Genomic DNA, 13328 nt, shown 5'->3' with positions numbered 1-13328 from the left:
GCTTACTCATAAGTTGCAGGCGTAAAAAAGCCTGACGTCATAAAAAGCTGACGACAACCCAGCAAGCCGGAGGAATTAGATTGAGAAAACTTCGCTCAGGACGGATTATCGCAGCACGAGTGCGGAAATGCCTGAACGCGGCCAATTACTATAGAAGTGTGAGTAAATAAACAATTCACACGCGGGCATAGTAATCCTCCTTAGTTATCAATAAGTGAAAAGTTGAATCGATGATAACGGGACTATAACCGCTTTTCCAGCGCCAAATGACACCCACATGAGTTTCCTGATGATAATCAAGCTGGATAGAGTCAGGAGGCTTCATCATTAAAATGTGCTAGCTATCACATTTAATGAAATTTCTTTTTGTTCCGCATGACGCTTTTGGCGTTAAAGTCCGCTTAGATGTCACGCTTTGTGACAAGATAGGTGGAAAAATTGTCGCATCAGGATGTTTAAATATATGTTCGACGCCAGAAGATTATCTAAACTTAACGCACTCGAAAGCAGCGTGCATAACTATATTATAAAGAATATTAACGCGGTTATTTATATGACAATAAGGGAGCTGGCCGATAATTCTGGTGTCTCTACGGCGACGGTTCTTCGATTCTGTAAAAAAATGGATTTCAAAGGTTACTCTGAACTTAAAGCCAGTATGAAATTGCACCTGCATAAAAACAGTACCTTACTCATACCCCATGGCGCAGAGGAGATACTGACTTTCTTTAAAAGCATCAGGAATGATGAGTTCGATGCGCTTATTGAGCATGCTGCAGAATACATTCGCAATGCAGAGCGGGTTTTCTTTGTTGGGGCAGGCAGCTCTGGCACGCTCGGAAGGTATGGTGCGCGCTTTTTCTCTAATATTGGTAAGTTCAGTAATCACATTGACGATCCCTATTATCCGGTCAGTACCGACATGGTCCAGAGTTCAGTTGCCGTCATACTCTCTGTTTCTGGCGAGACACCTGAAATTTTGAAACTCGCAAGACAGTTTGTTATCCATAAATGCAAAGTTGTTTCCATTACCAGTAACCCGAATTCAACCCTGGCGAAGCTTTCTGATTTTATTATTCCTTATCATGTTTCGCGCATTTTGATCGACAATGAATATGATATTACAACGCAGGTTCCGGTTATTTTTATTCTTGAATCTATCGGTAGAAAACTGGTGGTGAATAATGTCAGTGAGTTGTCACGTGGTGTGACATTTTTGTAATTATCGACCCGGTTTGTCATATTGTGACCACGTGACATTGCCAGGCGTATTTTCTAACATCGCCAGAGTAAGTTCGCTCCTGATGGGCTGAATTCCCTCTGGTAATGGAAAAACAAGATGGCAATAAATTATGCAGATTCTGCGAAAGAGATCGTAAGACTGATTGGTGGCGACAATAATGTGATAAGCGTCACGCATTGTGCCACACGACTGCGGTTTGTGCTTAAAGATCATTCTGAGGTCGATGTTGAATCGCTGAAACGTGTAAAAGGTGTGATTACCGCCGTTAAGGCGAGCGGGCAGATGCAGGTGATAATCGGAAATCACGTGGGTGACGCTTATCGTGAAGTTCAGAATCTGCTGAACATTGACGAAAGCGCAGCAGTAACAGCACCTAACGTCGGCATTGTCAGCCGCATTATGGATATCATCTCCAGCATATTTGCGCCTTTCCTTTATCCGCTGGCAGCCTGCGGTGTTCTGCAGGGCATCATTTCTTTGCTGACCGCATTAGGTGTGATGGACCCAGCAGGAGGAACCTATCGCATACTTAACTATGTATCCTGGACGGGCTTTACTTTCCTTCCCGTCATGGTGGCTTTTACCGCCGCAAAAAAATTCAATGTAAATCCGTTCACTGCGGTTATCTCGGCTTGTGCTCTGGTGTCGCCGGACTACCTGAATATGTTGACGGCCAATAAAATCCTCACCGCCAACTCAGCCGATCCGGCTGTGCATGCCTTAATGAAAAGCGCGGTTGAAAATCCCGCAATCTCAAAAGTGCTGGTTGAGATTGCCGGTATTCCGCTTGATGCCGCTCCGCTGACGTTCATGGGGCTACCGGTGCAGTATTTGAGTTACACCTCATCCGTTATTCCCATTATTTTGATGGTGTGGGGCATGTCTTATGTTCAGCGCTTCTTCGAACGCCTGCTTCCGATGGTGATAAGAAATCTTTTCACCCCGATGTTCTGCATCGCCATCATGGTGCCACTCACGCTTCTGGCATTCGGACCTGTCGGCAACATGATCGGTGGCGCCATCGGTGGGGTCTATAACACCCTTTATCATCTGAGTCCCGCGATCGCCGGGTTTGTGGTAGGTGCCCTGTGGATGCCGCTTGTTACCCTGGGTGTGCACTGGGGGATCACGCCAGTTACCGTCGGAAACTATGCGACATTGGGCTACGACACCTTTACCGGTCTGCAGGCCTCGGCGGTATTTGGTATGGCAGGCGCTGTGCTGGGCGTTTACCTGAAGGCCAAAGATGCTGAGCTTAAGCGTATGGCGTTGTCGGCGGGTGTTACCGCGCTGTTCGGCATTACCGAACCCGCCATCTACGGTGTGGCACTGCGCCTTAAGCGCCCGATGATTTGTGGCTGCCTGGCCGGAGCGGCGGGGGGTGTGATCGCTGGCGCTTTCAATGCGGTTTCCTGGAGCTACTGCATTCCCGGCATCGCCGTTCTGCCGGTGTTCTTCAAAGAAGGGCACATGACGCAGTTCCTCGGATTCCTGCTGTCCATCATCGTTGCATTCGTGCTGGGGATTATTTTCGCCTGGGTAGCGGGTTTCAAAGAACAGAGCCAGCCCGAAGTGACCGCAATGCCTCAACCTGGCACCCTTTGAATATATTGAGAGAATGAAATGAATAACGAATTTCCGAAAAATTTTATGTGGGGTGGCGCTGTTGCCGCACATCAGGTGGAAGGTGGTTGGGATAAAGGTGGTAAAGGGCCCAGCATTGTCGATGTACTGACGAGTGGGGCGCACGGCGTTGACCGAGTCATCACTGATGGGGTTCAGGAAGGCTACCTGTATGCGAACCATGAGGCGGCGGACTTTTATCATCGTTACCGTGAGGACGTAGCGCTGCTGGCTGAAATGGGTTTTCGCTGCTTCCGCACCTCGATTGCGTGGTCACGTATCTTTCCTCGCGGCGATGAAGCCGAGCCGAACGAAGAGGGACTGCGTTTTTACGATGCGCTATTCGATGAGCTGTTGAAATACGGCATCGAACCGGTTATCACGCTGTCCCATTTTGAAATGCCAAATTTCCTGGCAACCGAATATGGCGGCTGGAAAAATAGAAAGGTAATGGCGTTTTTTGTCCGCTTCAGCGCGGTGGTTATTCAACGCTTCCAGCACAAAGTTAAATACTGGATGACGTTTAACGAAATTAACAATCAGCGCAACTGGAAAACCCCTCTTTTCGGTTACTGTTGCTCCGGGGTTATATTCACCGATGAGCCTAATCCCGAAGAGTGCATGTATCAGGTCCTGCATCATCAGTTTGTTGCCAGTGCGCAGGTCGTGAAGCTGGGGCACGACATTAATCCTCAACTGAAAATTGGCTGCATGATCGCGATGGTGCCGTTATACCCGTTTTCTTGTCATCCTGATGACGTGATGTATGCCCAGGAAGCTATGCGGGAGCGATTTCTCTTCAGTGACGTGCATATGCGCGGCCATTATCCGGCTTATATTCTCAAGGAGTGGCAACGTAAGGGATACCATATTGCAATGGAGCCTGGCGATGAGCAGGTGCTGCGTGAAGGATGTGCCGATTATATCGGGTTAAGCTATTACATGAGTAATGCCGTCAGCAAAGAAAATGCTGGCAGCGGCACGGCACTTTCTGGGTTTGAGGGCAGCGTGCCAAACCCTCACGTTAAAGCCTCTGACTGGGGCTGGCAGATAGATCCGGTTGGCCTGCGCTATGTCCTGAATATTCTTTATGAACGTTACGAAAAACCACTTTTCATTGTTGAGAACGGCTTTGGTGCCATTGATAAATTGAATGAAAAGGGTGAAGTCAATGACGACTACCGGATTGACTATTTGCGCGCTCATATTGAACAAATGAAGAAAGCCGTAACGGAAGACGGCGTCGACCTAATGGGATATACCCCTTGGGGATGTATTGACTGCGTCTCTTTCACCACCGGGCAATACAGCAAACGCTATGGTTTTATTTACGTGAATAAAAATGACGATGGCAGCGGTGATTTTTCCCGTTCGAAGAAGAAAAGCTTTGATTGGTATCGTCGGGTTATTGCCAGCAACGGCAGCGATCTCAGTTAGCGTTTGAATAGCGATATCACTTAATGCACGTATCGTAGCGGTGCAATTTATAACGCGATAAATCGCGCCGTTACGACATGTGCAAGAGTTGAGTCACCGTGCTTCTTTTTCGGCTACCTGCAGAGCATTATGGTCTTTCTTGTTCGTTTTCCTCGGGAATTAGCGGCTCATCAATCGCGATGGACGAATTTGATTTCAGCAGCTGAATATCCAGAATCACGTAAACCATGGTGGTGATAAACAGTGAAATCACGCTGCCGATTACGCCGCTGGTGGTGAAGGTGAAATAGTTATACATCACCACCCAAGTCACGCAGATAAACAGCGCTAGCGCTACATTAATCGCCGACTGAGAATAGTTAGTGGTTCGCGCGCCCATTTCATTAATTTGCCGCGTGAGATTCGCACCGCTGTATTTTTCTAATACTTCAATACCCTGTTCCCAATTACTCAGTCGCCGCGCACCACTACGGGTAAGAAAAAGATACAGCAGCGATACAAATAAGCCGGAAAAAGCGATCAGCACTGGCACTGCCTCGAGCGCATAGGCGAGGCTTTTATGGCTGGATACCTGCGGGGTAAGGTCCAGCGTTAACGATGCGCCCAATGCGGCATAGAGAAAGACGAATAACAGCAGAAACAGCGCATTGCGCTTCCAGTCGAGGTTGGCTTCGTGGTTTTTTTGCTGGTGCGCACTGTTCAGTGCCTGCTGCATTTGCGCGGCCTGTGGCGATGCGGTCTCAATACTCTCAACAACGTCGCCTAGCAAGCGGTGAATAAATGGCTGATCGGCCGGTTCAATAGTAATACGCATAAATTTCTCGGTGTCGTAACGATCAAAGGCGTCAGTGTAACGTAATTCCCCCGTGACGCGCAGAATCTGCGAGTAAGCGCGCAAATTTTCATCTGTATTCCGGCTTGTATTGCACATCATTCATACAATTACTGTGCGGTTATTATTGACCGTGCAAATGACGACGGAGTAAATCGCTATGTCGTACGTTGATGGTTTTGTTGTAGCGGTACAGGAGGCGAATAAGGAAGATTATCGAGCCATGGCGGCCAAGGCCGCGCCGCTGTTTAAAGAGTTTGGCGCCACGCGTATCGTTGAGTGCTGGGCTGATGATGTTCCCGTGGGTACGCAGACGGATTTTTATCGCGCGGTAAAAGCCGAAGAGGGAGAAACGGTGGTATTTAGCTGGATTGAGTATACGTCGAAAGAGGTTCGCGATGCAGCGAATGCCAAAATGATGTCCGATCCGCGCATGAAAGAGCTGGGTGATAATATGCCTTTCGATGGCAAACGCATGATTTACGGCGGATTCGCGATATTATTGGAGGAGTAGCTGTCAGGTGCGCATAAATGCGCACCCTACGAAAACCCAGCTTAATCAACGCAGGGGCGCCATTAATAACATAATGCCGATCGGTGAAGTGCCGCATCAAATCACCGCACCTTGTAGCGGCGCGATTTATCGTGCAATGCGTGCGCAACCTGTTGCGTTGATTGGCGATAGCGGATTATTCGGGTAACGTGGAATGCTTATCTACGTACCTATAATAAATTACCGCGCGTTAAGCTGCAGGAGAGTCAGGCCATGACCATTAATTCCAACCTCGTCGGTGTTATTAGCGATGAACTCATCAATCCGAATAGTATAAAACTGCTGAATGAGGTGACGCGTCAGCTCAATGAGCGCGGCTTCATCACTCTCCTGCTGAATGTGACTTCACGCGAAACCTATCAAACTACCTTGCGTAATCTGGTGCAGCTCAACATTAGCGGATTGGTATTTCTGACATCGCTGTTTGACGATGAACTCAGCGTGGCGACGGATATTCTGCCGCAGGTCGCGACTGTGCACCTCAGCCCAAGCGTCAGTGCAAATGCCAATGTGGTGGTTGCCGATGGTTATGACGCAGGCGCAGAGATGGGATTACTGCTGCTAGCGCAAGGTCATCAACGGTTTGGTTTTATGCATAGCCAGCAAAACACGGCGCCCGTTTGCCAGATGGCGGGATTTGTCGCGAGTTTGCAGCTCGAGCAGAAAGCGCTGAACCTTCAGCTTTACGCAGGCGGTAATGCGCGCGAACGGGCTTATGAGGCTATGATGGCGTATCTAAAGAAAACGCGCGCCGCCGAGCGCATTAATGCCCTCTTTTGTGAGAGCGATGTGCTGGCCTTTGGTGCCTTACAGGCAGTGCGCGATTTTGGCCAGGGGGCACATGTCGCAGTGGTTGGTTTTGATGATGTTGATGAAGCGCGAGCCTCCACCTGGCATCTCACCAGCTGGGCGCAACGGCGTGATTTGCTGGTGGCCGAAGCGCTCAATCGCTTACTTGAAAACCGCGTTGATACCAGTGGCTCGTGGCAGCAAGGCGAACTTCAGGTACGTCACTCGCATCAGGGCAAACCTGTGCCGGGCGAGATGTCGCAGTGTGGGTGTGCGATTCGCCACTGATAATTAAGATTTGAGTGCTGGAGGTAAGATTTGATGCTGTGGCTTATCGCCAAATATGCCATTACGGCGGGCATGGTGGTGCTGATATCTGAAGTGGCAAAACGTAGCGATCGCCTCGGCGGATTAATTGCCGCGCTGCCGTTGGTGACGGTATTGGTGCTGATTTGGATGAAGCTGGAAGGGCAGAGCCAGGCCAAAATAGCCAGTCACGCGTGGTATACCTTTTGGTATGTGGTACCTACATTGCCAATGTTTGTGGCCTTTCCCTTTCTCTATCAACGCTGGGGATTTTGGCCGACATTACTGGCGAGCTGCGCACTCACCATTCTGTTATTTCTGCTCTGGGCAACGCTATTAAAACGCTTTGGTATTGCGCTAATGTGAATGCGGTTAAGTGCGCGTGAACGCACCGATACTAATGCTTGGTATCGTCACTGGCGTCACGGTTACGAAAAATATGCGTAACATTATCCGTGCTTTTAAGGGCCACGCCAGCGGCTTGAGGTGTTTCGATATGGTTCATGACTTCAGTCATTGCACGGCTAAACGCTTGTTGGCGCGCAGAATCATATTCGAGCGCAGCCATTTTACGCAATTTTTCGAGCAGGGCGCGTGATGAAATCGGCCCAGATTTTTTCAGCAGCTGTAAAATTGCATCGCCCATGATGATATCAGTGAGTCGTTCTTCATCACTTCTGTACATAAATACTCTCTAATTACTGCTGTAAAGCATCGTGGATTCAGTGTTATGCAAACGCGAAAGACATAAAACCACGTGGATAATTTTCAAGCCGATAAAGGAGATTTTCACGCTTCGCGTTCTACTGAGAACATCAGTCCAATCAATTGCTGATAGTGAATTTCCTCTTCCGTTCCGCGCGCCTGCTCCATGCGGCAGAGCAATTTGGTGCAAAGCGATTTGCGACTGAGCGTACGTCCGGAACGCAAAATTTCAACCACGAGTTGGCCGAGCGTTTCCTGCTGTGAAGGTAAAGACGCTTCATTAAAGTAACGTGCGATGGCGTCTGAAGCTGCTGAGTAATTACGATCCTGGCGCATGGTTCATCCCTCGAGGTTAACGTGGCTAAAAGCCCATTAAACTTATACAAATAAAATTAATCTGTACAGGAATATGACGAATCCCCGAGGCGCCATTTTAGCCAAAAGTGCTAATTTATTGTTAACAATAACTTAAGAGAAAACATGATTTGAGCGTTGCCCTGTCTCAAATCATGCGGCCTTAAGCTCCTCAACCGTCTGTCGAACGCGTGATCGCTTCCCAGCGATCGATCTCCTCGCTATATGAATGCAGTTTTTCCCGCACTAATCTGAGTGCGTCACTGCCTAGCAGCAAATGCGCTGGCGGGTCGCGGCTTTCAATCACGTCCAGCATGGCGCGTGCGGCTTTAATAGGATCGCCCAACTGCTTGCCGCTTTTCTCTTCACGCGCCTGGCGAATAGGATCAAACAGCGCATCATAATCCGGAATGCTGCGCGCGCTACGTACCATAGAACGACCGGCCCAATCGGTACGGAATGAACCGGGCGCCACGGCGGTGACATGGATATTGAACGTTGCCAGTTCTTTACTTAAGGTTTCCGATATTCCTTCCAGCGCGAATTTACTGCCGCAGTAATAGCTGATGCCCGGCATAGTGATAAAGCCGCCCATCGAGGTGATATTAATGATATGACCACGGCGACGCTGACGCATAAAAGGCAGCACCGCTTTTATCATCGCCACTGCACCAAATACGTTAACGTCAAATTGTTGGCGCATCTCATCCAGCGATGACTCTTCCATAACGCCTTCATGGCCGTATCCCGCATTATTCACTAGCACGTCTATCGGACCAATTTGCGCCTCAATATCTGCAATCACGTCATCTATCGCCGCGAAATGGGTAACATCCAGCAGATAGGCGAAAGCATTTTTGCTCTCTAATGCTTCAAATGCCGCTTTCGCGGTGGCATTGCGAACCGTACCAACCACGCGATAGCCCCTTTCTAACGCGACCTGAGCCAGTGCGCGACCAAATCCGCTGCTCACGCCGGTAATTAATAACGTTTTTACGTTGGACATTTGTTGACTTCCTGAATGAATGGAAGGTGCATAATATTCTCATTGCATGCTAAGTTTAAGGCCGGATATTGTTGTTATATTGCCTAAAATTATGAGTTCAATTTTTCGATGATGAATGAAACGTTACAAAATCAGACGGTGGAATTGCTGAAAGCTTTAGCGCCACAGGAGGGCTATAACCTCACCGCACTGGCCGATGTGCGCATCCTGCGTTCCGATCGCCCGCTAGCACGCACGCCTGTTCTCTACGATCCGGGTATCGTGATTGTTTGTCAGGGTTCGAAACGTGGCTTCTTTGGCGATCGCGTCTATTTGTACGACGAGCAGCACTATTTGGCGGTCTCGGTTCCCGTGCCTTTTACAATGGAAACCGCCGCGTCGGCAGAACATCCGCTGCTGGCCATTTATATGCATCTGGACTTCAACGTCGTGACCGAACTGATGTTGCAGCTGGAGCAGCAGGAGGTGGGGTTTGAGGTTAAAGCGGCGCAGAGCATGATGTCGAGTCCAATGGATGAAACGCTGCGGGAAACGGTGCTACGTTTTCTTACTGCGCTAAACCACCCGCTGGATGCAAAGATACTCGGCCCCTCGCTGGTGCGCGAGCTCTATTATCGCGTACTGACCGGCGCTCAGGGCAGTGCGCTGCGATCGGCTCTGACATTGCAGGGGCGATTTGGCAAGGTGGGGAAAGCGCTAAGCCACATTCATGCCTACTATGCGCAGCCGTTAACGCTGGGTCAGCTGGCGGCGGTAGCGGGAATGAGCGTGCCCACCTTTCACACGCATTTTAAAAACATTACCAATCAGCCACCTATGCAATATGTTAAATCTGTCCGTCTGCATCAGGCTCGCATGCTGATGGTTCGCAGAGAGATGACCGCAGCGGCAGCGAGTCATGCTGTCGGTTATGAAAGCGCTTCACAGTTTAATCGCGAGTTTAAACGTTTGTTTGGTTTACCCCCTGCAGAAGAGATTAAACGCATGCAGCGTAACTTTGCAGTGCCGCCTGCGCATCAGGCATCGGTGTTTGTATCATCGCATTAAAGCCGCGTATGCTATAAATGATAACCATTATCATTTTTACGTGAGGCAAATGTGCAAACACCATTGGGAAAGGAATTAACCGCTGATTGTTGCATCGTCGGCGGAGGGCCAGCGGGTCTAATGCTTAGCTATTTGCTGGCGCGTGCGGGATTAAAGGTGGTTGTTATTGAGAAACATCCTGATTTCCTGCGCGATTTTCGTGGTGATACGATTCACCCTTCCACGTTAGAAATTATGCACCAGCTTGGGCTGTTGGATGAGCTGTTGGCATTGCCGCATCAGCGCGCCGAGAAACTCCAGGCGGAAGTGGCGGGACAAGAGGTCACGATGGCTGATTTCTCTCGTTTACCGGTCCAGTGCCGCTTTATCGCCTTCATGCCACAATGGGACTTCCTTAATTTCCTTGCGGATAAAGCCGCTCAGTTCCCCGGCTTTACGCTACTGCAATCCACCGCTTTTGATGACTTTCTGTATGAGAAAGGGGAAATAAGTGGCGTGCAGGCGTTACAGGGTAACGAAAAGTGGGTCGTTCGGACTTCTCTGGTGATCGGTGCAGACGGCCGCAATTCACAAGTAAAAGCGCAAGCGGGGTTAACCGGCAAAAGCTTCGGTGCGCCGCGTGATGTGTTGTGGTTCCGCCTGGATAAACAGCCTGATGATCCTGAGTGGGGTATGGGGCACAAAGGGCCGAAGCAAAACTTCATCGTCATCGATCGGGGGGATTATTGGCAGTGCGGTTACACTATTCAAAAGGGGCAATTTGAAGCGCTGAAAGCGGCAGGATTAGAGGTGTTGATCAACGCTATTGCGCAGGTTGCCCCTTTCAGCGCTGCACGCATGGCAGAAGTGGATGAGTGGGAAAAGCTCAAGCTATTGTCTATTCGTATTGACCGTCTCGATCGCTGGATGAAACCGGGCGTGCTGTGCATCGGCGATGCCGCGCATGCGATGTCACCGATTGGCGGTGTTGGGGTGAATCTGGCGATTCAGGATGCTGTCGCGACCGCCAACATGCTGACCAGGCCCTTGCTAAAGGGCAATGTCACGTTGCGCGATCTGCAGAAAGTGCAGAAGCGTCGTCAATTTCCCACCGTCGCCACTCAGTTTCTACAAATCAAGATGAGCGGCGGCAAGCGTAAACGCACTACGCCGAGTAAAGTGCCGCAACTTATCAGCCGCTTTCCCTTCCTGCGCCATCTTTTTGGGCGACTGATTGGATTAGGATTCCGCACAGAAAAGCCGCAGCATCTCTGACTTAAGGCTCGTTAGTTAAGCGTGAATCGGTCACCATGAATGGTGAACCAGCGTAGGTATAGCCGGGTTTTCGTAGGATGCGCATTCATGCGCACCTGCATAAACAGGCATTTTTTTGCTTAACCGATCGGCATTCCAGCATCTCTGACTCGGTTTAAGCCAAAAAAATGCCCGCTAAGCGGGCCGGGTAAACGTTACCAATTTGGAAATTCTCGTTGCAACGCATTGCTGTGTGTTGCGTCACTATATTAGCAACGTGTCGCTTGTAGTACAGGAAATGATCAACGAGTTAATTTTGTTGAATGGATAAGCATTATGGTTTCACTGCACGTGTTGACCACCAACACAGTAGAGAACCGAAGCTCACCATGGCGGTGCCTTGCCAAAAGGACGTCGTCAAATGTGAGCGAAGAATAAAGGCGGCAAGGAGCGAAGAGATTATTGGGATGAAATAGGATGCGGCAGCCAGCACGGTGACGTTACCGTGCAAAATCCCCACGTTCCACGCGGCGTAGCCAAAGCCCATCGCGACAGCGGCCAAAGCCAAACTGCTCCATGCCGCCACGGATAAGTGAAACGGAGGTTGGGGGGAAAGCAGGAATTTCAGCCAAAGCGTCAATGCGGTTAAAATAAAAAACAGCGTTATGCCATTGCTGCCATCAGCAATTTTCCTGGTTACAACACAATAAACTGCCCAAATAACCGCGCCGCTAAAGGCAAGGCCGTAGCTCAAAGGATTATCCATTACGTTGCGGGTTATTTCGCTGAATGAAAAACCCTGGTCACCGCCGAGCACGCGGCAAATCCCCGCCACGGCCAGCAACACACCGGGAATAATCAGCGGGCTGGTTTTTTGGCGATTGACGATGACCGCTAATACGATTGTCATACTCGGCCATAAATAATTGACCATGCCGACCTCAATCGCCTGCCGACCGCTGTGAGTAAAGCCTAACGAGAGTGACAAGCAGAGTTCATAACAAACAAAGAGCACGCTGCCGAAGAGTAAATAACGGCGTGGAAAGCGGCGTAAGGTGGGCAATCCGACGCTAAACAGCAGCACAACTGCGCTCGCGCTGTAGATGAGCGCGGCACCGCCAACCGGTCCAAAACCTTCACTGACGGTTTTAATCAGTCCTACGATGGTGCTCCAGAGTAAAATGGCAATCAAACCAATTAGTGTGGCTCTTTTTTGCGGCATGGCCCGCTACCTTAATGAGCTATATCGGGCCAAAATCCTATCAAATCATGTTCTGTTTGTATTGCTTACCACTTCATTTCGCCGGTATTCACTTTGGCACTGAGCTCCAGCGAACTCTCATCGGGTAAATGAGGATAGGACGCTTTCATGGCCGCGATCACAGGCGCTGCTTGCTTATGCTGCTGCAACGTGTGCTCAAACGTTTGTAAATAGTGGGACGTAAAGGTGATCGCCGCATCTCCAGCAGGGCGAGTACCGAGGTAATGCCCAGGAATGACCACCTTCGGCTGCAGTTTTTGCATTTCGCTCAGGACACTGCGCCATTGCTGACGAATGGCTGGTGTTTGCGTATCGGCAGTCCACACATGAATGCCTGCCGCCACGCCGGTGCCGCCCAAAATCGCTTTATTGGCCGGGATCCATACATAAGCGGCGTAATCATGGGGGTGACGCAGTTCCAGCGTTTCGCCATCGACGTTAAAGCGGGTGGCGTCGGTCACCTGTGGCACATACAACTGCTTGGGTGCACCGTCTTTCATTAGTGGCCCCCAATACGCCAGCTTGGCTGCTTTGGTGGCTTCAATATGCGTTACCACATCGGCTGACGCCACAATCTTCACCTGCGGGAACGCTTTTACGATCGGTTCAAGTCCAAAGTAAAAGTCAGGATCGCCGGAAGTGATGACAATTTGCGTAAGCTTTTTGCCGCTGGCTTTAATCATCTGCACCAGTTTTTCACCGTCTTTAACGCTGAATTGGGCATCAAACAGCATGGCTTCATGCGGGCCAGAAACCAGTGTGGAAGAGACCGGGAAAATACCCTTTTCTTGCGGGTTATAAACTTCTAACTGCAACGGCGCGGCAACAGCAGGCAGGGCGCTTAACGCCAGGGCCAGCGACAGTATTTTCATTTTCATCACGTTATCCTTTATCTGGCAATGTGCCGTATTCAGGACGCTATTGTAGAGAAATCAGCGG

The 13328-nt window shown here is 49.8% G+C and carries 14 protein-coding genes; 8 read left to right on the top strand and 6 right to left on the bottom strand.

Going from position 1 to position 13328, the window contains the following annotated elements:
• The first annotated feature begins 463 nt into the window (after window positions 1-463).
• The 3 genes from CRO19_RS22030 to CRO19_RS22020 all read left to right on the top strand — a co-directional run bounded on the left by CRO19_RS22030 (window position 464) and on the right by CRO19_RS22020 (window position 4303).
• Entirely contained in the window at window positions 464-1222 is a 759-nt protein-coding gene (locus CRO19_RS22030; RefSeq protein WP_097097969.1) for a MurR/RpiR family transcriptional regulator, read from the top strand.
• A 117-nt stretch (window positions 1223-1339) separates the two neighbouring features.
• Window positions 1340-2848 carry a PTS transporter subunit EIIC gene (locus tag CRO19_RS22025; protein ID WP_097097968.1) on the top strand — a complete coding sequence of 503 codons (1509 nt, stop codon included), beginning with the start codon at window positions 1340-1342 and terminating at the stop codon, window positions 2846-2848.
• Window positions 2849-2866: 18 nt separating this feature from the next.
• Entirely contained in the window at window positions 2867-4303 is a 1437-nt protein-coding gene (locus CRO19_RS22020; RefSeq protein WP_097097967.1) for a 6-phospho-beta-glucosidase, read from the top strand.
• A gap of 127 nt (window positions 4304-4430) precedes the next feature.
• Here the strand turns inward: CRO19_RS22020 and CRO19_RS22015 are convergent, their stop codons facing one another.
• Complete coding sequence (locus tag CRO19_RS22015; protein ID WP_097098339.1) at window positions 4431-5117, bottom strand: RipA family octameric membrane protein; 687 nt, start codon at window positions 5115-5117, stop codon at window positions 4431-4433.
• A 178-nt stretch (window positions 5118-5295) separates the two neighbouring features.
• On the opposite strand from CRO19_RS22015, the gene CRO19_RS22010 reads away from it, so the two are divergent.
• From CRO19_RS22010 to CRO19_RS22000, 3 genes are all read left to right on the top strand, one after another.
• A complete protein-coding gene (locus CRO19_RS22010) occupies window positions 5296-5649 on the top strand; it encodes a DUF1428 domain-containing protein (protein ID WP_097097966.1) in 354 nt (117 codons plus the stop codon).
• Window positions 5650-5901: 252 nt separating this feature from the next.
• Entirely contained in the window at window positions 5902-6765 is an 864-nt protein-coding gene (locus tag CRO19_RS22005; RefSeq protein WP_097097965.1) for a substrate-binding domain-containing protein, read from the top strand.
• A 33-nt stretch (window positions 6766-6798) separates the two neighbouring features.
• The gene (locus CRO19_RS22000) at window positions 6799-7149 is read left to right on the top strand and encodes a DUF3147 family protein (protein WP_097097964.1); all 351 of its coding nucleotides are present in this window, start codon (window positions 6799-6801) and stop codon (window positions 7147-7149) included.
• Window positions 7150-7180: 31 nt separating this feature from the next.
• On the opposite strand, the gene CRO19_RS21995 is transcribed toward CRO19_RS22000, so the two are convergent.
• From CRO19_RS21995 to CRO19_RS21985, 3 genes are all read right to left on the bottom strand, one after another.
• On the bottom strand, window positions 7181-7468 hold the full coding sequence (locus CRO19_RS21995) for a hypothetical protein (protein WP_097097963.1): 288 nt from the start codon (window positions 7466-7468) through the stop codon (window positions 7181-7183).
• Window positions 7469-7572: 104 nt separating this feature from the next.
• Window positions 7573-7824 (bottom strand): regulatory protein YcgZ, encoded by a 252-nt coding sequence (gene ycgZ, locus CRO19_RS21990; protein ID WP_097097962.1) that lies wholly within the window; start codon window positions 7822-7824, stop codon window positions 7573-7575.
• 190 nt (window positions 7825-8014) lie between these two features.
• The gene (locus CRO19_RS21985) at window positions 8015-8848 is read right to left on the bottom strand and encodes an oxidoreductase (RefSeq protein WP_097097961.1); all 834 of its coding nucleotides are present in this window, start codon (window positions 8846-8848) and stop codon (window positions 8015-8017) included.
• A gap of 111 nt (window positions 8849-8959) precedes the next feature.
• On the opposite strand from CRO19_RS21985, the gene CRO19_RS21980 reads away from it, so the two are divergent.
• Window positions 8960-9895 carry an AraC family transcriptional regulator N-terminal domain-containing protein gene (locus CRO19_RS21980; RefSeq protein WP_097098338.1) on the top strand — a complete coding sequence of 312 codons (936 nt, stop codon included), beginning with the start codon at window positions 8960-8962 and terminating at the stop codon, window positions 9893-9895.
• 120 nt (window positions 9896-10015) lie between these two features.
• The gene (locus tag CRO19_RS21975) at window positions 10016-11149 is read left to right on the top strand and encodes an FAD-dependent oxidoreductase (RefSeq protein ID WP_370659825.1); all 1134 of its coding nucleotides are present in this window, start codon (window positions 10016-10018) and stop codon (window positions 11147-11149) included.
• 313 nt (window positions 11150-11462) lie between these two features.
• Here the strand turns inward: CRO19_RS21975 and yddG are convergent, their stop codons facing one another.
• Window positions 11463-12350: an aromatic amino acid DMT transporter YddG gene (gene yddG / locus CRO19_RS21970; protein ID WP_097097959.1), complete on the bottom strand. Its 888-nt coding sequence runs from the start codon at window positions 12348-12350 to the stop codon at window positions 11463-11465.
• A gap of 65 nt (window positions 12351-12415) precedes the next feature.
• Entirely contained in the window at window positions 12416-13267 is an 852-nt protein-coding gene (locus CRO19_RS21965) for a Vmh family MBL fold metallo-hydrolase (protein ID WP_097097958.1), read from the bottom strand.
• Between the last annotated feature and the right edge of the window lie 61 nt (window positions 13268-13328).

Origin of the sequence: Candidatus Pantoea floridensis, assembly GCF_900215435.1 — a bacterium.
GTDB lineage: Bacteria > Pseudomonadota > Gammaproteobacteria > Enterobacterales > Enterobacteriaceae > Pantoea > Pantoea floridensis.
The sequence above is the reverse complement of the archived record's forward strand: the minus strand, read 5'-3'. Positions and strand labels throughout refer to the sequence as shown.